Raw genomic sequence first — 24,382 nt, 5'->3', positions numbered from 1 at the left:
GGTTTAGCCTCTGTTGAAACGGGGTAGACATGTATTATATACTAGGCTCTGCATTAGAGCAGTGATAAAGGATTACTCGGAATTATAGGGGGCTCACCGATGACGAAACATGATGTTGTCGTTTACGTCAGCAATAATTGTTCACACTGTGAAAAAGTTGTTTCAAAGTTGAAAGAATGGGACGTTAATTTTAGAGAAAAAAATGTATCAGAAAATAAGGAGCATTTTAAAGAACTGCAAAGTCAGAAGATATATGGCACGCCGGCAACTTTTATAGATGGAGAACAAGTCCTTGGTTTCCAAAAAGGAAAGTTGCAAAGGAAGCTTGGAATATATAATGATATTTCTTTTAATGCTCAATGATGACAATACGATATGTTTGTTTTACAAGTGATTGTTCATCACTTGTCTTTTTTTTGTAGAAAACATGATTTCAACCTCTGCCAATCACCTTTCTGTTAAGAAAACATAGGCTGTTGTTAGAAAGGAAGAAGGTGATTTTATGTTTTCCTATTCGGACAGAAATTATCAACAACAACCATTCTACACGTATCCTTATCAGCAACAGCCGATGATGGGAGAAAATCCGTATTCTTACCAGCAACAGCCGATGATGGGAGAAAACTCATATAGTTACCCGCAAAGCTGGAATATGCCTCAAGCGCCGGGAAACCCTTTTGAATATTACACTAAGCCGATGTTTCCGCAGCAGCAGAATCATATGCAAAGTGGATACGGCAGTCAGCCTTTTTTCTATAACAACGGCGTAAATCCTAAGAACATGATCGGTTACTTTCAGGATCAAAATGGGCAGATTGATATGGATAAAATGATGAAGACCGTCGGCCAGGTAGCACAAACTGCCAATCAGCTCTCACCGTTGATGAAAGGGATAGGCGGGTTCATTAAAGGAATGCGCTAAAAGCGTGCAGGGCAAGGCCTTGTACGCTTACTTGTTTTTATTTATCTGAAGGAGGGACAAACATGATCGGTTGTTTATGTATTCACGGTTATACAGGAGGGCCCTATGAAGTACAGCCATTAGTGGATTACCTGGAGCAAAGGACCGATTGGAAGTTTGAAGTCCCTACACTCCCAGGTCATGGCAGAGAGCTGGATTTGAAAGGTCATTATTACCAGGAATGGATCGCAACAGCTGAACTTGCTTATCTTGAACTGAAGAAAACTTGTGATAAAGTATATATTATCGGTTTTTCCATGGGAGGCATGATTGCATCTTATCTGTCAGCCAAGCATGAAGTAGACCGTCTTGTATTGTTATCAGCTGCAGGAAAATATATCAGCGTACCGCAAATGTATAAGGATCTTACTGGCTTTCTAACAGAAGCTTTCAAGGGAAGCCTGGAAGAAAATGAACTGTTCCTCCACTATCAGAATAAATTGAAACAGACGCCTTTCCCGTCTTCGGTGGAGTTTGTTAAATGCGTTCAGTTTACCAGGCCTTTTTTGAGGGACATCCACAACCCGGTTTTGATCGTACAAGGGAAGCAGGATGAGATGGTCCCCGATAAAGCGGCTATTTACTTGGAACAGGAAATTTCCTCCGAAGATAAGCAGCTCGTTTTTTTAAATGAATCAAAGCATTTGATTTGCCATGGTAAAGATAAAGAAGAGTTATTCGAGACAGTGATTTCATTCTTAACACGATAATCAAGGGGGAGCGTAATGAAGTGGAGTAATGATCAAGCTCCCGTAAATCCACCTTTTTTCTATGGCTGGATCATTGTTTTTGTAGCAGCCATGGGTGTGTTTTTCTCGGGACCTGGGCAAACGTATTCGATATCGATATTCATTGATTATTACATAGAAGATTTTGGCTACTCACGGTCAACCGTGTCAGGTATTTATTCCGGAGCCACTTTATTAGCAGGCTTCACACTGTTTATGGTAGGGCGACTTGTGGATCGCTTCGGTCAGCGTTATATGATGACAGCGATAGGGATCCTGCTTGCATTTGCTGCCTTCTGGAATGCGATGTTAATCGGTCCTATTATGATGTTTCTTGGCTTTTTTATGATTCGTCTGTTTGGACAAGGATCGATGACATTAGTTCCTAATACGTTAGTTCCGCAATGGTTCATTGGAAAAAGGGGACGGGCTCTGAGTGTCATGGCCATAGGGGGGTTCGCCAGTTCAGCAGCATTCCCGCCAGTCAACGCTTTTTTGATCGAGTTGATAGGATGGCGTTCGACCTGGACGTTATGGGGTGTGCTTGTATTGGTGGTATTTGTACCGGCAGCTTTCTTCTTCGTCCGGAACCAGCCAAAAATGATTGGTGAAATCCCTGATGGAAACCCGAGAGCAAGAGAAAAGAACAAAGATTTGAATCCGAATGTGGATGTCAACGAGAAAAGCTGGACGATCAGTGAAGCGATGAAAACGAGGGCGTTCTGGTTCATTTTATTTTGTGTCAGTGTGCCCGCACTTGTAAATACTGCTGTCACTTTTCACATTGTTTCCATCATGGGGCAAAAAGGCCAATCACCTGAAATTGCCGCTACAGTCCTTACCTTGATGGCTGTGGTCGGATTTCCTGTCACTTTCCTTGTAGGATATCTCGTCGACCGGTTTCAGGTGCATTATATTTTAGCGATCACCTTTTTGGGTCACCTTTTGACCCTCGGCATTTTGTATTTTACAAATGCCTGGTGGCTTGCAATCGCTTTTGGGGTGATGTGGGGGATCGTCAATGGATTTGAACGAATAGTACTGAATATTGTCTGGCCTAATTACTTTGGCCGTGAACACCTGGGCAGTATCAAAGGATTGGCACAGACCGTAATGGTCACCGGGTCAGCGTTAGGCCCATTGCCGTTCGGGATATTTTTTGATTGGCTTGGCGGGTATCAGGAAGTTATCATTTTGACAATGATTTTCCCAATTACTGCAGGTATATTCGCACTGCTATCTCCACAGCCGGATTATGAACGATACCATGGAACAGGAAAAAGCTAATCGTAATAAATAATAAAGCCTGGCTGATGGGTAATATACCCAACAGCCAGGCTTTTTGTTCCTTGTCTGGGAAATTATAAAACTTAATGATTGTAGATAACATCTTGCAGTGGGCTGCATCCAGCTCCAGCGCCTACCCCCTCGAGGTCTTAAGTCAATCCTCTCTGTGATTAGGAAAACTCGGCTTATCGCCAATGATTTATGGCGAAAGCCTTAGTTTTACTTATACTTTAAACCTTTATTAACCTTAATTGGAATGAAAGTACAAAAAACGTCACGACGAGGCTTGGCTTAAGCTTGTCGGGGGTGAGCAAGGCGCTTGCGCTTTTGTTCATATTAGTCTTTGAAGAACGCGATGACGAGTCCGCCTTCGCCGGCATAAGTGGAGATCAATGGCCCGGTCTCCATAAACAGACTGTCTTTGAAATTATATTTGGTTTTGATATCGTTTAAAATCGAGCGGCCCAACTCATCACTATTGCAGTGAGAAAGGGAGATTACACGATCCTCAAAGTTGTTAGCATACTCACCGATTTGCTCGACGAATCTCCGGAACGCTTTTTTGTTTCCACGGACCTTTTCAATCACTTCAATGTCACCTTTATCATCACTTGCTTTCAACAATAGTTTAATATTCAATGTTTTAGCAATGGTTCCTCTTACTCTGTCCAGTCGGCCACCTTTGATGACGTTTTCGAGCGTCTGCAGGATAAAAAGCGTTGTTGTTTTTTCTATCCGTTCTTCCATATGAGTGGCAAGCTGTTGCAGGTCAGATCCTTCTTCGATTTTCTTTCCTGCTTCTTGTACGAGCAGTGCTACTCCACAAGAAGCAGTTTTTGTATTCAATACGATGATTTGCCGATCGGGTTCCTCGTCTAATAGCATATCCTTTCCCATAACAGCGCTCTCGTAAGTACTGCTCAATCCTTTCGTCATTGCCAGCACGAGGATAGGCTGGTCTTTATCCACTTTTTTGCAAGCTTGATAAAAGTCATAAGGGCTTGGTGCAGAAGAACGCGGCAATTCCTCCGATTGTTTTAGCTTTTCATAAAAGAGCGAGAGATCCAGGGTTTCTCCCGTCTTATATTGTTCATCTCCAAAATGGAGATTCAATGGAACAATTTTCAGTTTGTATTTTTCGATCAGGCTTTCAGGAACATCTGCTCCTCCATCAATGATCATTTGAATAGTCATCTTAACACCCGCTCTCCAGTTAATTATTGATTTGTTTGGTTATTTTTACTTAATCGTGTCAATTTAGGGGCTACTTTTTTAGTGGTGCTGAAAATGAACATCATCAAGCCGAATATGACGATCGTACCGCCGAGCCATTGAGCCCAGGTAATCATTTCCCCTAATATGATATAGGCCAGTATGGTTGCCCCTAGCGGTTCGAACAGAATACTCATCGATATCGTTGAAGTGCTGAGCCACTTCAGTGCCCAATTGAACATGGTATGTCCGAAGAAGGTCGGGATGATGGCTAGTGCCAGGAAGACCCACCAATGCCCAGCCGGATATCCGGTAAATGGATGCTGTAAAAGCAGGTTGTAAATAATTAATACTGCCGATGCCATCGCATAGACAACAAAGGTATAAGTCATTAGGGATAAACGTTTGCGTAAGTTTTGACCTAAAAGGAAATAACCTGTAACCATCGCGCCGCCAAGCAGTGCCAGAATATCTCCCAGTAACGCCATTCCGCTGATTTGGAAATCACCCCACCCGATGATGACGCTTCCTGTCAGGGTGATTACCATGCTTAAAAGTGCGCCGGCGGTGAACCTTTCCTGAAAAAAGATAAAAGTTCCGAGAAAAGCGAAGATCGGCTGCATGGTCACCAGAACAACAGAGCTGGCTACTGATGTATAACTTAGTGACTCGAACCACAAAATGAAGTGGAGAGCGAGAAAAACACCAGCAAAGCATGCTAATAGCCAGTCCAGCTTAGAAATCTTGCGGAACTCATCCCTATATTTCAATAGTACATAGGGGCTCATGATTAAAACGGCGAATAACAGGCGATAATTAGCAATAATAGAAGCTGGAGCTCCTGCCGCCAACTTTACAAAAATTGCTGCTGTTGAAACGGAAATAACTCCGATAAAAACAGCAATATATGGATTAAATGGAGGCTTATCCATCGGACCCCTCCTTGTTACATCAGTTTTTTACCATTTTATCATTCATCTGTTTGAAAAGCATCTGAAAAATAGGTAGAATAAAAAATGGTCGTATGTTATGATGGATGAATCTATCGGACAAGTGGAGCGGCAGCCTCTTCCGTAAGTGGGGAAAGGCTTTTTTTACGTGACTTACAATAGAAATAGTACAAAAGATTTTACATTAAAGGAGTATGAAAAGAACGTGACTACATTTTATTCATTAGGATTAACTAAACCGGTGTTGAAATCTTTAGACCAGATGGGCTTTGAAGAAACTACACCGATACAGTCTGAAACTATACCACTCGCTATGCAAGGACGGGATGTCATTGGGCAGGCGCAGACAGGTACAGGTAAAACAGCAGCTTTCGGTATCCCGATGATCGAAAAAATCGATCAGGATCGTAACGATATCCAGGGGCTTGTTGTTGCGCCTACTCGTGAACTTGCTATCCAGGTAGCGGAAGAAATCAACCGTCTTGGTAAATTCAAAGGGGTCCGTGCCCTGCCTATCTATGGTGGACAGCACATGGATCGTCAAATTCGTGCGTTGAAAGACCAAAATCAGATTGTGGTAGCGACTCCAGGACGCCTGTTGGATCATATCCGTCGCAGAACCATCAAACTGGCCAACGTTCATACAGCTGTATTGGATGAAGCGGATGAAATGCTGAACATGGGATTCATTGATGATATCAAAGATATCCTGAAGGCTATTCCGGAACAAAGACAGACGTTGCTGTTCTCTGCTACCATGCCAAAAGCGATTCGTGATATCGCATCTACCTTGATGAAGAAACCTGAAGAGGTTAAAGTGAAAGCGAAAGAAATGACTGTGGAAAACATTGAACAGTACTATGTAGAACTGCAGGAGCGCCAAAAATTCGATGCGCTTACCCGTTTGTTAGACATCCAGGCTCCTGCACTGGCTATTGTCTTCGGTCGGACAAAACGCCGTGTTGATGAGTTGACTGACGGTTTGCAAACACGCGGTTTCCGTGCGGAAGGAATCCATGGTGATTTGACTCAAGGAAAGCGTATGTCCGTATTGAATAAGTTCAAACAAGGAAGAGTTGAAATTCTGGTCGCAACCGATGTTGCAGCTCGTGGACTGGACATTTCTGAAGTCTCCCATGTGTATAATTTCGACATTCCGCAAGATCCGGAAAGTTATGTCCACCGTATCGGTAGAACAGGGCGCGCCGGACGCCAAGGTAAAGCAATTTCTTTCATCACGCATCGTGAAAAAGCTCAATTGCATTTGATCGAGAAATTGACAAAGAAAAAAGTAGAACGCCTTGATGTTCCATCAAATGATGAAGCTCAGCGTGGTCAGCAGCAGGTAGCTGTTGATAAGCTTCTTAAAACTATGGAAAGCAGCGATCTCAAGGCTTACCACCAGGCAGCCAATGAATTATTGCAGCAGCATGATTCAATGGACATCGTAGCAGCAGCACTGAAAATGATGACGAAAGAGCGTCGCGAAACACCAGTCCGTCTGTCTGGCGTCCAGCCGATCAGTGTTAAAAAGGCACAGTATGATAAAGGCAAGAAAAAGCCTTATAAGCGCAATGATAAAAAACGCGACTTCAACCGCAAGAATTCACGGAACCGTAAATTCAACCAAAAACGTGGTGGCCGCAACCAAAATCAGAAATAGAAACTTTAAAGACCTGCCGAGTGCTCGGCAGGTCTTTTTCTTGTTGTGCAATTGGCACGCCAGGACTTCTTACTCTTCACAACTCTATTAGAGGACGTGTGGTTTTTAATTGAACTGCATTACCAGCAATGTGCTTGAGTTTCTGTATCGAAAAGTGTGAGTGATTTTCCGTGAACAATGGACTGTTTACAGACAGGGGAGAAAGCCCCTGGCTTGCCTGTCTTTATCCCTATATTTCCAATAAATATACATAAATTGAAGCCAGCCTACATGAAATGGTATAAGGATTTTCTTAATTAACCAGATAAGGGGTGTGCTGGATGCCGGTGAAAGTTTTATTCTTTGGGGACATTGGAATTGATGACGCTGTGGCTCTTATTTATTCATATTTGAATGGAGAAGTTGAACTGGTGGGAGTTGTAGCTGATTATGGTAATGTGCCCAGAGAAGCGGCGGTTTCCAGTGTTCATTACCTGCTGGATCTGTTCGACTTGAAGGGGAAGGTAAAAGTTATCGGAGGAGCAGAAGCCCCGATGACAGGCGAACAGCCCACTTTTTACCCGGAAATACATGGAGAGTATGGGCTGGGACCTATTATTCCTGGGGTTTATGAAGGTGTAATTGAAAATTTTTTTGAAATTGTTCGTTTAATCGAAAGGTATGAGGATGAATTGGTAATTATTAATGTCGGAAGGTTGACCTCATTGGCAACCATGTTTATCCTGTATCAATCCCTGATGGAAAAAGTGAAGGCATACTATATTATGGGCGGCGCTTTTTGGGTGCCGGGAAATGTCACTGCAGTTTCTGAGGCTAACATTCATGCTGATCCGATTGCGGCTGAAATTGTCTTCACTAATGCTGATAATGTCACCATTTTTCCATTGAATGTCACCGACCATGCGATTATTACGCCTGCAATGTCTGATTACATAGCCTATAAAGGAAAGGCGAAAATTGTTAAAACATTAGTGGATTATTATTATGATTTTTATAAAAACAGGGATCCGGAGATAATTGGAAGCCCCATCCATGATTTACTTCCGGTCATGGCCGCGATTGATGATACCATGTTCAGTTACCGGGTGCTTCCGGTGAATGTGGTGCCAGCTCGGGAAGGGATCCATCGGGGGCAGACCATTGCGGACACACGCTCTTATGTGACGTTTCCCTCAAGTGAAAAGCGGCACCGAATCGCCTTTCAGTTCGATTATTTTTCATTTTATAAAAAATTCATGTGTACGATGACAGGAGAAGATTTTTAAACGTCAAACAAAAGGCAGCCATAACAGGCTGCCTATTTTATGAGGTAAGAAAGTATAAAATATGGGCTGCGAAGAATTGGCTAGCTACAGCGCCCAGACACTCGCGACATAAGCACCCCGTCTTGCGGAAGGAAAGGACGCCTTCCTCCAGCCGTTTTGCTTATGCGTGTCGTGTCTTTCAGGGCGCTTGCGCTTTTCTTATGTCATTCTACCGATCAGTCCGAATATCACCAGGATAATGACGCCGCCCCATAATAAATAGGTAAGGATTTTCTTCCATGGAAAGCGGCTCTTTTTCCAGCGGTTCGGGTTGAATGAAATATCTCCCTTATTCGTGGTGCTGCTGTTCCTCCAGATAGAAAAAGGACGGGCATTTTTCAACACGAATGGTGCGAGAAAAAAGCCGCCGGCCAGACCGCCGATATGACCGAGAATATTAATGTTCGGGCGTACGAATGTCATGACAAGGCCAATGATGAAAATGACCATGACAATCTGAGAATTAGCCTGGTCGATCAAGTTTTTCCGGTAGGCTACCATGAATAAGTAGACACCGAAGATGCCGAAAATCGCGCCTGAAGCTCCGAGGTGAGGGATATACGAATCGGGGTTGAACAAGTATGTAGCAGCATTACCGATGATCCCTGCAAACAAGTAGGTGACGATGAACTTGGTTTTGCCGAGCATTTGTTCAAGTGCCGGACCGAACAACACCAGGGAAAAGGAATTGAAAAACGCATGCCCAAGACCGTTGTGTAAAAAGATGGGAGTCACCAATCTCCAGTATTCTCCTGAAGATATAGCGATATTAAGTCCTATACCTGCATGAAGCCAATCCCGGGCAAAGCCGAATTGAAACAGGTCGATCAGCATCCATAAAATAAGGTGGATGGCCACCAGGGTGGAGACGATCGGATAAAAACGCAAAAATTCTTTAAAGCTTTCGGTACGAAGAAACATGTTCCATCCCCTTTTTTTGTTTGTGACATTATTATAGACTATGCAAGCCTGGACGGGGTTATATTTTTTCCCTTTTACTATTTCGGTTATACTGAAGACATCAAGGGAAAAAGGAAGAGTACAATGATTAAAGGAATCGGAATCGACCTGATAGAATTGAAACGAATTAATGAAATTATAATGCGTAATGACCGGTTTGTACAAAGGATATTGACTGAAAAGGAGCAATTGCAGTTAGCCTCATATAAAAATGAAGCGCGGCAGGTAGAATTCATAGCCGGACGTTTCGCTGCTAAAGAAGCTGTTGGAAAAGCTTTAGGAACGGGGATTGGAAAAGTGAGCTTTCAAGATATTGAAATTTTCCGCACAGAACAAGGGGCTCCTAAAATGAGTGTAAGTGGTTACGAGCACTTGAATATCTGGGTTTCTATTTCTCATAGCCGTGCTCATGCCATAGCTCAGGTTGTTTTAGAAGAGTAGAAGCGTTCTGCATAAATGAATAGGTTGTCTCATATAGTTTAATGCGGGTAGGAGGGAACGATAGTGTATATTGTCACCGCAAAAGAAATGTACGATTGGGATCGAAAATCAATAGAAGAAGCCGGAATGGACGGAAAGCTTTTGATGGAAAACGCCGGTCGGGCAGTAGCTGGACAAGTAGAAAAGCACGTTCGAAGCGACCAGTACATTATCGTGCTGATTGGTGGAGGCAACAATGGAGGCGACGGTTTCGTCATCGCCCGTACATTATTGAACAAAGGGTATACAGTTAAAGCCTGGCAGCTTGTCCCTGATGACAAAATCAAAGGGGATGCTCTGGCTCATAAGCAATTGTATCTGGGTGCGGGTTATGAACTTGACCACTTCACAGAAGTGAATCAATTGTTCCGTGAGCTGGATCAGGCAGATGTGGTGATTGATGCCATGCTTGGGATTGGAGTCGAAGGTAAATTGAAGTCTCCATTCGATCAAGTTGTGGCCTACGTCAATCAAACGCAAGCTTATAAAATAGCCGTTGATATTCCGACAGGAGTACCAGCTGACGAAGGCGTCACTGACTTTGACGGCTTACAAGCGGACTATACTTGCATCATTGCTGCCCCAAAGATGAGTGTGTTTTTGCAGCATACCGCTCCATTTTATGGAGATTGGGAGGTTGTAGAGATCGGCCTGCCGCCTCTGAAACTGAATAAGCTTTCTCAATCATTATGGGAAAGCCATAAAGCAATAGCATCCCTTCCAAAGCGGAATCCTTTTTCCCATAAAGGAACACATGGCAAAGGACTGTTAATTGGAGGTTCCTACCTGATGCCAGGTTCGATAGCTCTTTCTGCGCGGGCCGCGCTTCGGTCTGGAGCTGGACTGGCAACGGTGGCGTCTCCCGGGAGCGCCTGGCCAACGGTTTCTTCTTATATACCAGAAGCTACTGCTGTTGATGCTGCAGAAGTCAATGGTATGTTGGCGGGAAGGCTGGATGTGGATTTCTCCAGCTATGATGCGGTCGCCCTTGGAATGGGGATGGGCAGGTCAGACGCTTCACAGGAGGTCGTAAGGCAAGTGTTGGAAGAAGCCGATGTTCCCGTACTGATTGACGCGGACGGTCTCCATCATCTGAAAGAGATTTTGGAGGTCTTGAAGAATCGAACTCGACCTACGATCCTTACTCCACATCCTGGTGAGATGGCTGGTCTGTTAGGTGTTACAGTACCTGAATTGCTGGCAAGGCCCTTTGAAAGGGGACGGCGATTTGCTTGCAACCATGGGGTTTATTTAGTTTTAAAAGGGCCGGCAACCATTATTACGGCACCTGATGGCACCCAGGTGGTAGAAACATCCGGAAATGCAGGATTGGCTAAGGGTGGCAGCGGCGATGTCTTGTCCGGTATTCTGCTTGCGCTGGTTATGCAATCGGAGTCCATTTCCGAAGCGTTATGCAATGGATGTTTTCTACATGGGAAAACGGCAGAACTGCTTACAGGGGAAAAGTATTCCCAATCAGACTTGTTAGCAACTGACCTTATTGAGGGTCTATCCCAATCTTTTCGTACATTTTCATTTTAATCGGGTGAGCGCGTTCCCTTTGTCCTCGAAATGAGACAAAGGAGTTGAATTCATGAAGAAACGTAGTGCATTGATCATATTCGCTTCACTGTTCTTCATCCTGCTCACTGCATGTGGAGAAAAATCAAAAGAAGATGTGGTCCAGAATCTGGAAGAGCAAATCGAGAAGATGAGCGGCTACAAAACAAACGCCACCATGACCATGAATACGGGGAAAGAAGAACAAAAATATCATATAGAAGTATGGCACAAGAAAAAAGACTTCTACCGCGTAAAGCTTCAGCACGATCAGGATGAAGAAGGCAGTCAGGTCATATTGAAGAATAAAGACGGCGTTTACGTATTGACTCCAGCATTGAATAAAAGTTTTAAATTCCAAAGTGATTGGCCGCAAAACAGCAGTCAGCCTTATTTATATGAATCTTTAGTCCAGGACATCATGAAGGATCCGGAGTCTACCTTTACGGTTATGGATGACTATTACATGTTCAAGACGAAAACAAACTATCAAAATAGCAAATCACTTCCTTACCAGGAAATCTATTTTGAGAAGAAATCCTATCAGCCTGTGCTTGTAAAAGTCTATGATCAGGATATGCAAGCATTGGTAGAAGTCCAATTCTCTAATTTCACGAAAGACCCATCATTCAAGGAAGAAGATTTCGAAGTGCAAAAGAACATGGCTGCTGTCCAAAGTGAAGTGCCAGTGATGAATATGGAAGAAGATCAAACGTTCACTGTACGGTATCCATCCGAACAGCTAGGGGCGGAGATGACTGAAAAACAAGAAGTGGATCTTGAGAATGGAAAACGTGTCATCATGACTTTTGAAGGAGAGAGGAATTTCACACTGATTGAAGAACAAGCAGAAGTTCAGACAGTGAGCACTTCAGATGTCGTTCCTGTTCAGGGGGAACCTGTCAATTTAGGTTTTACCGTCGGAGCACAAAGTGAAAATATGCTGGAATGGAATTATAAAGGAATGAACTTCCGCTTGGCCAGTGAATCATTGACGAAAGAAGAAATGATTGCAGTGGCAAGTTCTGTCTATGAGCAGGCAGAAAAATAATCTTTGTTGGGCAGGCTCAGTGGGTCTGCTTTTATTTTTTGACGGATAGTCAAGGGACGGGTTAGGTGCAATAGTACGATTGGTTTGACAGGGCGGTGTCATCATTCAATAATAGATGAAAGGAATTTGAGAGGAGAACACAGCCTTGGCAATCGAAACTTTTTATCGTGATTCCTGGGTGGAAATCCGCCTGGACGCGATTTCGCATAATATCCAACAATTAAGAAAGCATATTCCGAACGAAAAAAAGATATTTGCCGTCGTTAAAGCAAACGCATATGGGCATGGCGATGTTCAAGTTGCCGGGGCGGCTCTAGATGCTGGAGCCGACGCCCTCGCAGTCTCCCTGCTTGATGAAGCGTTGCGGCTCAGGGAACATGGCATCACTGCTCCGATTCTGGTAATGGGATGGATCAGAAGCCAGGATGCCCCCATTGCTGCTGCGCATGATATTGCAGTAACCTTTTTTCAAAAGGAATGGATACAGGAAGTGAAAAGGCTGGAATTGCCTAGCCCCCTGAAATTGCACATGAAATGGGATACAGGGATGGGAAGGGTAGGAATACGTACCCTGGATGAATTGGAAAGCCTGTTAGCGGAGCTTGATGATGATCGTTTATTACTGGAAGGGGTATTTACCCACTTTGCTACGGCAGATGAGGAAGATTTTGTTTATTTTGAGCGTCAGCAGCGTTTATATAAGGATATGAGGACATATATAGAAAAGGTTTGGCCGAAACCGATTGTCTTCCATTCCAGTAATAGTGCAACAAGTTTACGCTTTCCCGGACAGCAGGAAGATATGCTCCGATTTGGAATCAGTTTATATGGCCTATATCCATCTCCAGTGGTAAAAGCTGAACGGCCGATTGAGCTTCAACCTGCCTTTTCCCTCCACAGCAGACTAGTTCATGTCAAGCAGGTGAAAAAAGGGGACTGCATCAGTTATGGAGCCACCTATTGCGCGAAAGAAGATGAATGGATTGGCACCATTCCACTGGGTTATGCAGATGGGTGGATCAGACAGTTGCAAGGGATGGATGTACTGATTGCCGGCAAGCGTATGCCGATTGTAGGAAGAATTTGCATGGATCAGTTTATGGTCAAACTTGATCAACCTTACGAGACTGGTGAGAAGGTTACGTTGATTGGCAGACAGGGAAATGAAGAAATTTCCATGGATGAAGTAGCGGCTTATTTGCACACCATCAATTATGAGGTTCCATGCATCATCAGTTCCCGTGTTCCAAGAATTTATTATGACAGCGGGGAGCTCATTGAGGTAAAAAACGCAGTGACGAGTTAAATCGATGCATTGTGGCAATATATTCCTATACCCTGGATCATACTAAGGAAAACACATTTTCAGGAAAAAATGCCGGAAGCCCTTTGCAATGCTACCAATAGAGTGGTAATATGAAAATGGAATTATAGACTGGTTTTTTACAAAAGCGGATGGTGGAGGTGGATGGTCTTGTCCGACAATCTGCAGGAAATCACAATCAAACTTCCCCAAAGCATGTTGAATGAAGTAGATGGGGTAGTTCAACTCGAGAACGGGGATTGGAGCGATTTCATGTATCAAGCAACGAAAATGTATTTGCGGGAGAAGAAAAAGCGCCATATCAGAGAATCCATGCGAAACGGCTACGTGGAGATGGCAAAAATCAATCTTAATATAGCTTCGGAAGCTTTTCAGGCTGAAGAGGAGGCGGAGAACACCCTAGAACGCCTAGTGAGCGGGGTGTGAAGATTTGATAGTCAAACGCGGCGACGTATATTTCGCTGATTTATCCCCTGTGGTGGGGTCAGAACAAGGCGGCGTTCGCCCTGTGCTCATTCTCCAGAACGATATCGGCAATCGTTTTAGTCCTACAGTCATCGTGGCTGCCATCACAGCGCAAATACAAAAAGCCAAACTCCCGACACATGTCGAAATTAATGCTGAAAAATATGGTTTTGAAAGAGATTCAGTAATATTACTGGAACAAATACGGACAATTGATAAACAGAGGCTGACAGATAAAATAACGCAATTAGACGAAAAGATGATGAAACGTGTCGATGAGGCGTTACAGATCAGTCTTGGTTTGATAGCGTTTTGATGAAACCGCTCCGTAAACGGGCGGTTTTTTTCGTATATCATTAACTCCCTTTTTCATTTATTTATAAATAAACTCTATTTCAAATGAGTTTATAGTAGTATAGAGATACATAATAAGTTGTGTAGAGTTCTGTCGAACCAAGTTGCATAAATGGCAATAAAGGGTAAAAAGATGTTTTTATTTGCTTAAGGGTACGATTCATGGGAAAATGTTTAATAAACTAAAATTTAATGGTGAATTATGCGGGGGTTTAACATGGATGCCAAATTAAAGAGCCTTGTGCTTGAAAATAGTAATGATATTGTCAAGATGTGGCTGGAAGAGGTTCAAAGTAATAAAAATAAGGAATACACTTCCACTATTTCTGACGAATTATTCGAAAGTACAAACAGAGAGTTTGTGAACGTCATTTTTTCCAGCATTGAAAACCAGGGGCTGAGCTCTGAGTTGGATGATTTTTCAGAACGGCTGATCAACTTGGGCTGGCCATTGAGTTATCTGACAGACGGAATGCAAGTGTTTCGCAGAGTGACGATTGATTTTATACTTAGCCAATCAGACAAAGTTGACTCGGAATACTTATCCAGAGTGATGCAAAAGGTGGATGCCTGGGTAGGGCCAATCATCAACAGACTGGTCAACGAATACTCCGGCAGCTGGGAACATATTGTTTCCTTGCAACGTGTGGCTCTGCAAGAGTTATCCGCCCCGTTGATTCCTGTTATGGAAAATATTACGGTTATGCCATTGATCGGTACGATTGATACTGAACGCGCGAAGCTGATCATGGAGAACTTGTTGGATGGAGTCATCAAACACCATGCAGATGTCGTGCTGATTGATATTACAGGGGTGCCGGTGGTAGACACTATGGTTGCCCACCATATCATCCAGGCAGCCGAAGCGGTAAGGCTGATTGGATCTACTTGTATTTTAGTAGGTATCCGTCCTGAAATTGCCCAGACAATTGTAAACCTGGGGATTGATTTGACGAAGTTCCCTACAAAAAGTTCGTTGCGTAAAGGGTTCCAATCCGCGCTTGAACTTACCAATCGTAAGATAGTTGCCACAGAGGAAAAGGACGAAAGCATTGAAAAACTAATCGATTCATTAGATGGGGAGTGAAGGCTGTGAGAATTCCTATTTTAAAGCTTCATAATTACTTGCTGATCTCTATTCAGATTGATTTGGATGACCAGACAGCCATTCAATTTCAAGAAGATTTATTAAATAAAATCCACTCCAGTGGGGCTACTGGTGTTGTTATCGATTTGACTTCGGTAGATATCATCGACTCATTCATCGCGAAAGTACTGGGTGATGTAGTTACCATGTCAGATCTGATGGGCGCCAAAGTTGTATTGACTGGCATTCAGCCAGCTGTTGCGATGACGTTGATCGACCTTGGAATTCACATGCAGGATGTACCGACGGCATTAGACTTAGAACAAGGGTTGATCAAACTTCGTCAGGAATTGGAGGAATAAGCGAATGGACTTCCAATCCTGTGTCAATATTAAAAAGGAATGGGATATAGTTGGAGCTCGTCAATTGGGACGGGACATCGCTAAAAAGATCGGCTTCGGTACGGTCGACCAAGCGCGTATCGCGACTGCCATTTCAGAATTAGCAAGAAATATATATTTATATGCAGGAAGTGGAAAGGTTTGTTTTGAGGCCATTGATGATATGAACCATAAAGGGTTAAGTATCATCGCAGTAGATGAGGGGCCTGGCATCGAAGAATTGAGCCAGGTAATGGAAGATGGTTTTTCTACCTCTGGGGGACTCGGAGCAGGGCTTCCTGGCGTCAAAAGGTTGATGGATGAATTTGATATTGTCTCAGAGCAAGGGAGAGGCACAGAAATTAAAGTTGTAAAATGGCTCCGTTAAAGGAGGTTTAAACGATGAGCACCTTGAAGCTTGACCTTGAAAATTATAAAGAACTATTGAAAGAATATATTAGAACTAAAGATGAACAAGCCTTATATCAAGCTGAACAATTTAGTAAACACTCGATGCAGCACAATATTTCGCCAGAAGAAATCATTAATATACATGTACAGTCGTTACAGGAAATATACCCTGAAATGCCTGCTGATATCCAGGCTTCAATGAATTTCCTTCTTGAAACTATGATTTCTTATGGGCTGGCATATCAAGAACATCAAGCTTTAAGAGAAAAGCAGCTTGAGTTGAAATCCGAATTATCGGTAGCTGCTAATATGCAGAAGACATTGCTTTCTACAAACAAACCCGATTTCGATGGAATAGATATTGGAGCTATCAGCGTACCTGCTAAACAGATGAATGGAGATTATCATCATTTTGTCCAGGACCAGGAAGGTTCCTTGGGAATCGGTATCGCAGACGTAATTGGTAAAGGGGTTCCAGCAGCGCTATGTATGTCTATGATCAAATATTCCATGGACAGTTTTCCCCATAAGCGTATGGAACCCAGTGTTATTTTAGAAAGCTTAAACCGAGTGGTGGAACGTAATGTCGATTCCAGCATGTTCATTACTATGTTCTATGGGTTGTATGATCCGAAAGATCATAAGTTCTATTATTCATCTGCTGGACATGAGCCAGGGTATTATTACCACCATGAACAAGGGGAGTTCTCCGAAATGGATGCTCCGGGACTTGTGCTCGGGGTTACCAAAGATGCAGAATATCCTCAAAATGAAAAGCAGGTTGATCCTGGTGATATGATCATCATGTTGACCGATGGCGTAACGGAATGCCGACAGGGCGACCGATTCATAGAGCCGGAAGAAGTGCTTGAAATCATTAAGGAATATATGCATTTACCAGCTCAGGAAATGGTGGAACAAGTGTACAAGCATTTTGAAAAGTTACAGGATTTTCAGTTAAGGGACGATTTTACCCTCGTGGTACTTAGAAGAGATGTTTAACACACCTTTATTGTGGGTAAATGTCATCTGATGCACCATTTTCTAAATTAGGAGGATGAGTTAATTGAACTTAACGATAGATGTAACGAATAAAGAACATAAATCAGTGGTAAGCCTTTCAGGAGAAATCGATGCGTTTACCGCTCCGAAACTGAAAGAAGAACTATTACCACTGACAAAAGAAGAAGGTAAAACAGTGGAAGTTGACCTGAATAATGTCAACTATATGGATAGTACCGGCCTTGGTGTTTTCATCAGTGCTTTGAAGTCAACCAAAGAACATGATTCCGAATTGAAGCTGGTTCATATGCAAGAGCGTGTGCACCGTCTGTTCAAAATCACCGGGCTTACCGAGATCATGAACATCGACTCTACAGTACAAGGTGGAATTTAACTATGGAACCATTTGATTTTGTTGAAGTGAAGGTGCCTGCTAAGCCTGAGTATGTAGGTGTGGTGAGGTTGAGCACTTCAGGTATAGCCAATCGTATGGGTTTTTCTTATGAAGATATTGAAGATTTGAAAGTCGCCATTTCAGAAGCGATTACCAATGCTGTTAAACATGCCTATAAGGAAACAGATGAAGGGGAAATCACCATCGGATTCGGCGTATACAGTGATCGCCTGGAAATCATGGTAGCAGACCATGGTGGAAGCTTTGATCTCTCCAATGTTAAAGAAGATATCGGTCCTTACCAACAAAATGATGCTATCGAAGACCTGCGTGAAGGAGGCTTCGGGTTGTTTTTGATTGACGCCTTGATGGATAAGGTGGAAATCAGCAGCAGATATGGAGTCATAGTACTTATGACAAAGTATCTATCTGAAAATGAGGTGGGTCAAGATGGCGACCAGATCTCAACAACACAATAAAGGAGAAGATGAAGTATACCAATGGATTGCTTATCTCCAGGAAAACCCTAGAGATGAAGAAGTCCAAGAAAAAGTGGTATTAGCATATAAGGACCTGGTTGAATCTATAGCTAGAAAATATTCAAAAAACAGCTCGATTCATGAAGACCTTGCTCAAGTTGGGATGTTAGGTCTGTTGGCAGCTATTCGCAGGTATGATCCGTCTTTCGGAAAATCATTTGAATCCTTCGCCATTCCAACGATTATAGGTGAAATCAAGCGTTTTATCCGTGATAAAACCTGGAGTGTGCATGTACCGAGACGAATTAAAGAATTAGGACCGAAAATTAAAAAAGCAGCGGAAGAATTAACCACTCAATTACAGCGTTCACCTTCTGTATTAGAGATCGCTGAATATTTAGAGGTATCTGAAGAAGACGTGTTGGAAACGATGGAAATGGGCAAAAGCTACAAAGCCTTGTCTGTTGATCGGAAAATCGAAGCAGATTCGGATGGCAGCACCGTGACGATTTTAGATTTAATCGGCAATCAGGAGTCCGGCTATGATCAAATTGATCAGCAGATGCTTTTAGAGAAAGTGCTTCCTATCTTATCAGAACGCGAACAAGAAATTCTTCAGTGTACCTATTTTGAAAATATGAGCCAGAAGGATACTGGTGAGCAATTGGGAATTTCCCAGATGCATGTATCCAGGCTACAGCGCCGAGCGCTAAGGAAACTCCGTGAAGCCCTGCAATCCGAATCTTCGGAGGCTTTCTATTGAGTAATGAAGTACGTCATGTGAAAATTGCAACGTATCAAAAGCCTAAAAAGGGAAATTATTATTGCGGGGACAGTTATTACTATAAAGAAACGGATAAATCATTTGTTTGCGCGATAGCAGACGGTCTTGGCAGTGGGGAACTAGCCAAAGAATCTTCCCAAGCTGTCATGGATGTCATTGAAGACTATCCAGACCTGTCTATCGAAGCCTTAATCAAAAAATGCAACGAGGCGCTAATGAGCAAACGTGGGGTAGTCCTGGGCATATTGAAGATTGATTTTCCTACTGAGACCTATTCCTATTCCTCTATTGGTAATATTGGAATCATGACGGTGACAAGTGAAGGCCGAAAGAAGCGCAACATACCGTTAGCCGGTTATCTCACTGGTTATCCGAAAAAATTGCGTGTCGTCTACGGGAAACTGGAACGCGGTTTAGTGTTCATTATGTTCTCCGATGGTGTGAATGAACGCCAGCTTTCATCCAAATTATTTCATGATTTCGATGTTGATCGAATTGTGAAACAGTATGAAATTGAAAATGGTGATGTCCGTGATGATGATACGACGCTAATTGCCATGAAATATGATTAAAAGGGCCTTATCTCACTTTGCCAGGGATAGGGTCCTTTTTAGTCAGGGCAGAAATTTATCGTTGAAGTTTGTTAGAATGGAGAAGATATGTATTGTTTGAGGAGGTTGCGCGTTGAGTGAACAAAGTGTAAAAACGTCACCGGCAGCATGGGTGGCCAAAGAAGCAAATGTTGCTGAAAAAGCTGTACAGCAAGTAATTGATATGCTTGCTGAAGGAAACACCGTACCATTCATAGCCAGATACCGAAAAGAAATGACTGGCGGGCTGGACGAAGTTCAAATTAAAGCCATTGAAGATAAGTGGAACTATGTTCAGAATTTGAACCAGCGAAAAGAGGAAGTAATTCGTCTGATCGAAGAACAAGGGAAACTCACAGACGAACTGCGCAAAGATATAGAACAAGCATCACAGCTTCAAAAGGTAGAGGACTTATACCGTCCCTATAAACAAAAACGCCGTACTCGTGCTACTGTTGCTAAAGAAAAAGGGTTGGAACCGTTAGCGGAACAAGTATGGACCCAAAAAACAATGGACCTTGCCGGAGAAGCTTCGGCGTATATCTCCGAAGAAAACGAGCTACATACGGCAGAAGATGTCCTGGCTGGAGTCAATGACATCATTGCAGAGTGGATTGCTGATGATCCTGAATACCGGGAGAATATCCGGCAAAAAACCTTTCAGTCAGGTACGATCAAGTCCGCAGCCAAGGATGCAGAAGCTGATGAAAAAGGCGTTTTCGAAATGTATTATGATTACCAGGAACCGGTACGTGCGATCGTTTCCCACCGTGTGCTGGCTTTGAACCGGGGAGAAAAAGAAGGGATTATTAAAGTTTCTATAAATCCTCCCGAAGAAAGCATCATCACTTATCTGGAACGTAAAGTCATTCGTAATTCTACAGCACATGATTTACGTGATTTTTTAGCTTCTGCTATTCAGGACGGGTATAAACGCCTGATTGAGCCTTCGGTGGAAAGGGAGATCCGCAACAGCCTTTCTGAAAAAGCAGAAGAACAAGCGATTGAAGTCTTTTCCCAAAATTTGCGCAGCCTGCTGCTGCAGCCGCCATTAAAGGGTAAAACAGTTCTGGGTGTAGACCCAGCCTATCGTACGGGGTGTAAGCTGGGGGTCATTGACGAAACCGGGAAGGTCCATGGAGTTTCTGTCATGTACCCTACCCCACCAAGGAATGACACAAAAGGTGCAGAAAAAATATTGCTCTCATTTTTAGAAAAGCATCCTATTGAATTGATAGCTATTGGAAATGGAACAGCTTCCAGAGAAACAGAACAGTTCATTGCCGACATGATCCAAAAGCATAATCTCGACATTGCTTATATGATTGTCAACGAAGCGGGAGCAAGTGTCTATTCAGCTTCCCCATTGGCTCGGGAAGAGTTTCCGGAACTGCAGGTGGAAGAACGAAGTGCGATTTCTATCGCCCGTCGGGTACAAGACCCATTGGCGGAGCTGGTTAAAATTGATCCACAATCGATTGGTGTTGGCCAATACCAGCACGATGTCACACAGAAAAAACTGAAAGGATCATTGACCTTTGTCGTAGAAACAGCAGTAAACCAGGTAGGTGTGAATGTCAATACAGCTTCAAGCTCCTTGCTTCAATATGTTTCAGGTTTAAGCAAGACAGTAGCAAACAATGTGGTTAAACAGCGGGAAGAGCTTGGCAAGTTTACCAATAGAAAACAACTGAAGAAAATTCCAAGGCTTGGAGCCAAAACCTATGAACAAGGTATCGGTTTCTTGCGAGTGCTGGATGGCGATGAACCTCTGGATCGTACCCCGATCCACCCGGAAAGTTATCAGGCAGCCCGGGATTTATTACAAATGGTCGGAAGCAGTGAGAAGGATTTAGGTACGAAGCAGCTTGCCGATGCTTTGAAAGGGATGGAAACGGAGGAGACAGCAGAAAAGCTCCATATCGGTCTGCCTACATTGCAGGATATCATCAAAGCATTGGCTCAGCCTGGCCGGGACCCTCGAGATGATTTACCTAAGCCATTGCTGAAAAAGAATGTACTCGCCATGGAGGATTTGGAAGAAGGAATGGAATTAGAGGGAACAGTTCGTAACGTAGTGGATTTTGGTGCTTTCGTTGATATCGGGGTCAAACAAGATGGACTTGTCCATATATCCAAGCTATCCAATAAGTTTGTCAAACACCCGATGGACGTGGTAGCGGTTGGGGACGTAGTAACCGTCTGGGTGGAAAAAGTAGATGTAGATAAGCAGAGGATTGCATTAACAATGGTAAATAAATAATATAGAAAAACCTGGCTTGTCGCCAAGTCCTTATGGTGAAGCCTTCGTGTTTTTCTTTAACAAAGTTAAACGTAAAAGATACCAGGATGTATCCGTTTCTGGTATCTTTTATTTATATTCTTTTTTGTAAAAGAACCAACATTGATTGAGCATTTTTATTTGATACTTATCTTTATGATAAAAAGCATTTGCCATCTGTTTTTTTAACCAGCCAGGCATTTGGTTTGCAAACCTCCTTGATGAAAAAATAAAAGTTGCTATGATAAGATATGCAAGTAGTATAGGTGGTGTGACTATATGGTGGAATTAGACCAGGCTCAATTGGAAGAATTGACCCATCAAATATCAGAGAAATACTTTAACAAACCGTTTCTTGATCATGTATGTTTCAATACCAGGCTCCGGACTACAGGAGGAAGATATATTCCTGCCAAACGGACGATTGAATTGAACCCTAAATTCTTACAGGAAATAGGGGAAGAAGAGTTCATAGGAATCATCAAGCACGAGCTATGCCATTATCATCTGCATATTGAAGGAAAAGGATACAAGCACCGGGACCCTGAGTTCCGCCAGTTGCTGAAACGTACCGGATCGCCGCGTTTCTGCTCACAACTTCCTTCCCAAAGGCCTAAAAGAAAACATCATTATTATTGTGAAAAATGCGGTCAATCCTATGCAAGAGTGAGAAGAGTCGACACGAAGCGGTACCGTTGTGGAAAATGTCGTGGAAAATTAAAAAAACATGACAAGAAATATTGACGAAATCTATCGCCCGTGTTAAATTAAATAAGCCTTAAAAAAACGAGCAAAAAAACACATCATTCATTTCGAAAAAGTGTTTGACAAGCCTGGTTAAATATTATAATATATTTAACGTCGCTGTTGTTTCGTTTTACCATAGCGAAGCCAACCTCATCGAATGATCTTCGAAGTAAGCTTTGCGAGGAGTTCACCAACACTCTTTCATTAAGAAAGACATGCATAAGCAGTGAATGACGAGCACATTATTAAGGTTATAGCTAAATGGTTAACTTAATAACATTATTCCACCGTAGCTCAGTGGTAGAGCAATCGGCTGTTAACCGATTGGTCGTAGGTTCGAATCCTACCGGTGGAGCCAGTGGAGAAGTACTCAAGTGGCTGAAGAGGCGCCCCTGCTAAGGGTGTAGGTCGCGTAAGCGGCGCGAGGGTTCAAATCCCTCCTTCTCCGCCATTTTATTTTGTTAAAATGGCCCGTTGGTCAAGTGGTTAAGACACCGCCCTTTCACGGCGGTAACACGGGTTCGAATCCCGTACGGGTCACTTCCTTATTATCTTAAATTACATAGGTCCGGTAGTTCAGTTGGTTAGAATGCCTGCCTGTCACGCAGGAGGTCGCGGGTTCGAGTCCCGTCCGGACCGCCATTTTGTGTTTGGGCCATAGCCAAGCGGTAAGGCAGCGGATTTTGATTCCGTCATGCGCTGGTTCGAATCCAGCTGGCCCAGCCATTTTTTATTTCAAAATTTACCATTGACTTTATTTTGTGAAGTTCATATAATAGTTAATGTCGCTTTTTTAAGACAATTAATAATGAGCCATTAGCTCAGTTGGTAGAGAAGCCGTAAACTTCCTTGAACTACATCATTGTAGGCTTTGCGAGGAGTGAGGCATCACCTGAATTAGCTAGCAACACGACGAGCATAACGCTCAGCTTGATTGTAATACTTATTTAATTAATGAGCCATTAGCTCAGTTGGTAGAGCATCTGACTTTTAATCAGAGGGTCGAAGGTTCGAATCCTTCATGGCTCACCATTTCATGCGGGTGTGGTGGAACTGGCAGACACGCTAGACTTAGGATCTAGTGCCTTACGGCGTGGGGGTTCGACTCCCTCCACCCGCACCATTTATTTTTGCTGTCATGCACAGCGTTTTAGTTTGTTTCCGGTTCGTTTTAAACTTGCGGTCGTGGCGGAATCGGCAGACGCGCTAGGTTGAGGGCCTAGTGGGGGTTCACCCCGTGGAGGTTCAAGTCCTCTCGGCCGCACCAAAAAAAGTATTGACTTAAACTTGAATAAATGTTATATTAGAAGATGTCGCTTTATTAAGCGCCCGTAGCTCAATTGGATAGAGCGTCTGACTACGGATCAGAAGGTTAGGGGTTCGACTCCTCTCGGGCGCGCCATTCTACGGGAAGTAGCTCAGCTTGGTAGAGCACTTGGTTTGGGACCAAGGGGTCGCAGGTTCGAATCCTGTCTTCCCGACCATCGATGTAACATTTTCAATTATATATAATGCGGGTGTAGTTTAGTGGTAAAACCTCAGCCTTCCAAGCTGATGATGTGGGTTCGATTCCCATCACCCGCTCCATTAATCCAATTTTTTCACTACGATGGATTTGTTTCACTGTAAAAATCAATCGTGTGCTGTAAGCACTCCATTAATCTTATTGTATTAATTGGGGCCTGTAGCTCAGTTGGTCAGAGCGCACGCCTGATAAGCGTGAGGTCGGTGGTTCAAGTCCACTCAGGCCCACCATGATTTGATCTTTGAAAACTGAACGAACCAACCAGTACGTCAATTCAATTTCTTCATTATATGAGGAAATAAAACAACGCACTTTAGCAGTGCAAACATGAGCAAGTCAAACTTTACTTTTATGGAGAGTTTGATCCTGGCTCAGGACGAACGCTGGCGGCGTGCCTAATACA

General features: G+C 43.2%; 26 protein-coding genes and 12 tRNA genes. 34 read left to right on the top strand and 4 right to left on the bottom strand.

The genetic code is table 11. The features are described 5' to 3' along the window. Positions 1–99 precede the first annotated feature (99 nt). From ACGTN9_RS15310 to ACGTN9_RS15295, 4 genes are all read left to right on the top strand, one after another. Positions 100–363 carry a glutaredoxin family protein gene (locus ACGTN9_RS15310; protein ID WP_499594190.1) on the top strand — a complete coding sequence of 88 codons (264 nt, stop codon included), beginning with the start codon at positions 100–102 and terminating at the stop codon, positions 361–363. Positions 364–502: 139 nt separating this feature from the next. Continuing rightward, entirely contained in the window at positions 503–922 is a 420-nt protein-coding gene (locus tag ACGTN9_RS15305) for a YppG family protein (RefSeq protein ID WP_499594189.1), read from the top strand. A gap of 62 nt (positions 923–984) precedes the next feature. Next, complete coding sequence (locus tag ACGTN9_RS15300) at positions 985–1,671, top strand: alpha/beta hydrolase (RefSeq protein WP_499594187.1); 687 nt, start codon at positions 985–987, stop codon at positions 1,669–1,671. A 15-nt stretch (positions 1,672–1,686) separates the two neighbouring features. Then, positions 1,687–2,976, top strand: a complete 1,290-nt coding sequence (locus ACGTN9_RS15295; RefSeq protein ID WP_499594185.1) for an MFS transporter — start codon at positions 1,687–1,689, stop codon at positions 2,974–2,976. Positions 2,977–3,312: 336 nt separating this feature from the next. Here ACGTN9_RS15295 and ACGTN9_RS15290 read toward each other — a convergent pair whose 3' ends face one another. Together ACGTN9_RS15290 and ACGTN9_RS15285 are read right to left on the bottom strand one after the other, a co-directional pair. Beyond that, positions 3,313–4,170 carry a DegV family protein gene (locus ACGTN9_RS15290; protein WP_499594183.1) on the bottom strand — a complete coding sequence of 286 codons (858 nt, stop codon included), beginning with the start codon at positions 4,168–4,170 and terminating at the stop codon, positions 3,313–3,315. Between the two features lie 23 nt (positions 4,171–4,193). After that, on the bottom strand, positions 4,194–5,120 hold the full coding sequence (locus tag ACGTN9_RS15285; protein ID WP_499594181.1) for a DMT family transporter: 927 nt from the start codon (positions 5,118–5,120) through the stop codon (positions 4,194–4,196). A 223-nt stretch (positions 5,121–5,343) separates the two neighbouring features. Between ACGTN9_RS15285 and cshA the strand changes: the two genes are divergently transcribed. Together cshA and ACGTN9_RS15275 are read left to right on the top strand one after the other, a co-directional pair. Beyond that, positions 5,344–6,801: a degradosome RNA helicase CshA gene (gene cshA / locus ACGTN9_RS15280; protein ID WP_499594179.1), complete on the top strand. Its 1,458-nt coding sequence runs from the start codon at positions 5,344–5,346 to the stop codon at positions 6,799–6,801. Between the two features lie 320 nt (positions 6,802–7,121). Beyond that, a complete protein-coding gene (locus ACGTN9_RS15275; RefSeq protein ID WP_499594178.1) occupies positions 7,122–8,066 on the top strand; it encodes a nucleoside hydrolase in 945 nt (314 codons plus the stop codon). 198 nt (positions 8,067–8,264) lie between these two features. Here the strand turns inward: ACGTN9_RS15275 and ACGTN9_RS15270 are convergent, their stop codons facing one another. After that, the gene (locus ACGTN9_RS15270) at positions 8,265–9,026 is read right to left on the bottom strand and encodes a rhomboid family intramembrane serine protease (RefSeq protein ID WP_499594176.1); all 762 of its coding nucleotides are present in this window, start codon (positions 9,024–9,026) and stop codon (positions 8,265–8,267) included. Positions 9,027–9,149: 123 nt separating this feature from the next. Here ACGTN9_RS15270 and acpS point away from each other — a divergent pair, with 123 nt between their 5' ends. From acpS to ACGTN9_RS15195, 15 genes are all read left to right on the top strand, one after another. Next, positions 9,150–9,506: a holo-ACP synthase gene (gene acpS, locus ACGTN9_RS15265; protein WP_499594174.1), complete on the top strand. Its 357-nt coding sequence runs from the start codon at positions 9,150–9,152 to the stop codon at positions 9,504–9,506. Between the two features lie 63 nt (positions 9,507–9,569). Beyond that, positions 9,570–11,087 carry an NAD(P)H-hydrate dehydratase gene (locus ACGTN9_RS15260; protein WP_499594172.1) on the top strand — a complete coding sequence of 506 codons (1,518 nt, stop codon included), beginning with the start codon at positions 9,570–9,572 and terminating at the stop codon, positions 11,085–11,087. A 52-nt stretch (positions 11,088–11,139) separates the two neighbouring features. After that, a complete protein-coding gene (locus ACGTN9_RS15255; protein WP_499594170.1) occupies positions 11,140–12,156 on the top strand; it encodes a LolA family protein in 1,017 nt (338 codons plus the stop codon). Between the two features lie 145 nt (positions 12,157–12,301). After that, on the top strand, positions 12,302–13,462 hold the full coding sequence (gene alr / locus ACGTN9_RS15250) for an alanine racemase (RefSeq protein WP_499594168.1): 1,161 nt from the start codon (positions 12,302–12,304) through the stop codon (positions 13,460–13,462). Between the two features lie 162 nt (positions 13,463–13,624). Next, positions 13,625–13,906 carry an antitoxin gene (locus ACGTN9_RS15245; protein WP_093046709.1) on the top strand — a complete coding sequence of 94 codons (282 nt, stop codon included), beginning with the start codon at positions 13,625–13,627 and terminating at the stop codon, positions 13,904–13,906. Between the two features lie 4 nt (positions 13,907–13,910). After that, complete coding sequence (locus ACGTN9_RS15240) at positions 13,911–14,261, top strand: type II toxin-antitoxin system PemK/MazF family toxin (protein WP_028785208.1); 351 nt, start codon at positions 13,911–13,913, stop codon at positions 14,259–14,261. Positions 14,262–14,516: 255 nt separating this feature from the next. After that, positions 14,517–15,386, top strand: a complete 870-nt coding sequence (gene rsbRA, locus ACGTN9_RS15235; RefSeq protein ID WP_499594166.1) for an RsbT co-antagonist protein RsbRA — start codon at positions 14,517–14,519, stop codon at positions 15,384–15,386. A gap of 5 nt (positions 15,387–15,391) precedes the next feature. Beyond that, positions 15,392–15,748, top strand: a complete 357-nt coding sequence (locus ACGTN9_RS15230; protein ID WP_028785210.1) for an STAS domain-containing protein — start codon at positions 15,392–15,394, stop codon at positions 15,746–15,748. A gap of 4 nt (positions 15,749–15,752) precedes the next feature. After that, positions 15,753–16,154 carry an anti-sigma regulatory factor gene (locus tag ACGTN9_RS15225; RefSeq protein WP_093046712.1) on the top strand — a complete coding sequence of 134 codons (402 nt, stop codon included), beginning with the start codon at positions 15,753–15,755 and terminating at the stop codon, positions 16,152–16,154. A 14-nt stretch (positions 16,155–16,168) separates the two neighbouring features. Next, on the top strand, positions 16,169–17,179 hold the full coding sequence (locus tag ACGTN9_RS15220; RefSeq protein ID WP_093046713.1) for a PP2C family protein-serine/threonine phosphatase: 1,011 nt from the start codon (positions 16,169–16,171) through the stop codon (positions 17,177–17,179). 64 nt (positions 17,180–17,243) lie between these two features. Beyond that, entirely contained in the window at positions 17,244–17,573 is a 330-nt protein-coding gene (locus ACGTN9_RS15215; RefSeq protein WP_028785213.1) for an STAS domain-containing protein, read from the top strand. Positions 17,574–17,575: 2 nt separating this feature from the next. Continuing rightward, complete coding sequence (rsbW, locus tag ACGTN9_RS15210; protein WP_028785214.1) at positions 17,576–18,052, top strand: anti-sigma B factor RsbW; 477 nt, start codon at positions 17,576–17,578, stop codon at positions 18,050–18,052. Then, positions 18,024–18,815, top strand: a complete 792-nt coding sequence (sigB, locus tag ACGTN9_RS15205) for an RNA polymerase sigma factor SigB (protein WP_093046715.1) — start codon at positions 18,024–18,026, stop codon at positions 18,813–18,815. The genes rsbW and sigB overlap by 29 nt, the downstream gene beginning before the upstream one ends. Beyond that, on the top strand, positions 18,812–19,408 hold the full coding sequence (locus tag ACGTN9_RS15200) for a SpoIIE family protein phosphatase (protein ID WP_499594162.1): 597 nt from the start codon (positions 18,812–18,814) through the stop codon (positions 19,406–19,408). Before sigB ends, ACGTN9_RS15200 begins: the two co-directional genes overlap by 4 nt. 112 nt (positions 19,409–19,520) lie before the next feature. After that, positions 19,521–21,689 (top strand): Tex family protein, encoded by a 2,169-nt coding sequence (locus tag ACGTN9_RS15195; RefSeq protein WP_499594160.1) that lies wholly within the window; start codon positions 19,521–19,523, stop codon positions 21,687–21,689. A 108-nt stretch (positions 21,690–21,797) separates the two neighbouring features. On the opposite strand, the gene cmpA is transcribed toward ACGTN9_RS15195, so the two are convergent. Then, positions 21,798–21,908 carry a cortex morphogenetic protein CmpA gene (cmpA, locus tag ACGTN9_RS15190; protein ID WP_085505089.1) on the bottom strand — a complete coding sequence of 37 codons (111 nt, stop codon included), beginning with the start codon at positions 21,906–21,908 and terminating at the stop codon, positions 21,798–21,800. Positions 21,909–21,986: 78 nt separating this feature from the next. On the opposite strand from cmpA, the gene ACGTN9_RS15185 reads away from it, so the two are divergent. From ACGTN9_RS15185 to ACGTN9_RS15125, 13 genes are all read left to right on the top strand, one after another. After that, on the top strand, positions 21,987–22,451 hold the full coding sequence (locus ACGTN9_RS15185) for a SprT family protein (RefSeq protein WP_499594158.1): 465 nt from the start codon (positions 21,987–21,989) through the stop codon (positions 22,449–22,451). Between the two features lie 286 nt (positions 22,452–22,737). Beyond that, positions 22,738–22,812, top strand: a tRNA-Asn gene (locus tag ACGTN9_RS15180). 2 nt (positions 22,813–22,814) lie between these two features. Next, positions 22,815–22,905, top strand: a tRNA-Ser gene (locus ACGTN9_RS15175). A 17-nt stretch (positions 22,906–22,922) separates the two neighbouring features. Beyond that, positions 22,923–22,994, top strand: a tRNA-Glu gene (locus tag ACGTN9_RS15170). Between the two features lie 25 nt (positions 22,995–23,019). After that, positions 23,020–23,096 (top strand) — tRNA-Asp (locus tag ACGTN9_RS15165). A gap of 9 nt (positions 23,097–23,105) precedes the next feature. Continuing rightward, a tRNA-Gln gene (locus ACGTN9_RS15160) sits at positions 23,106–23,180 on the top strand. A gap of 230 nt (positions 23,181–23,410) precedes the next feature. Continuing rightward, a tRNA-Lys gene (locus ACGTN9_RS15155) sits at positions 23,411–23,486 on the top strand. A 6-nt stretch (positions 23,487–23,492) separates the two neighbouring features. Further along, a tRNA-Leu gene (locus ACGTN9_RS15150) sits at positions 23,493–23,577 on the top strand. A gap of 56 nt (positions 23,578–23,633) precedes the next feature. After that, positions 23,634–23,721: transfer RNA gene (locus tag ACGTN9_RS15145), tRNA-Leu, on the top strand. Positions 23,722–23,779: 58 nt separating this feature from the next. Then, positions 23,780–23,856, top strand: a tRNA-Arg gene (locus ACGTN9_RS15140). A gap of 5 nt (positions 23,857–23,861) precedes the next feature. Continuing rightward, positions 23,862–23,938 (top strand) — tRNA-Pro (locus tag ACGTN9_RS15135). Positions 23,939–23,967: 29 nt separating this feature from the next. After that, a tRNA-Gly gene (locus tag ACGTN9_RS15130) sits at positions 23,968–24,041 on the top strand. Between the two features lie 91 nt (positions 24,042–24,132). Next, positions 24,133–24,209: transfer RNA gene (locus ACGTN9_RS15125), tRNA-Ile, on the top strand. The last annotated feature ends 173 nt before the right edge of the window (positions 24,210–24,382 follow it).

The organism is Halobacillus sp. B23F22_5, from assembly GCF_043497085.1.
Classification (GTDB): Bacteria; Bacillota; Bacilli; order Bacillales; family Halobacillaceae; genus Thalassobacillus.
This window is presented reverse-complemented; position numbering and strand designations above follow the sequence as displayed.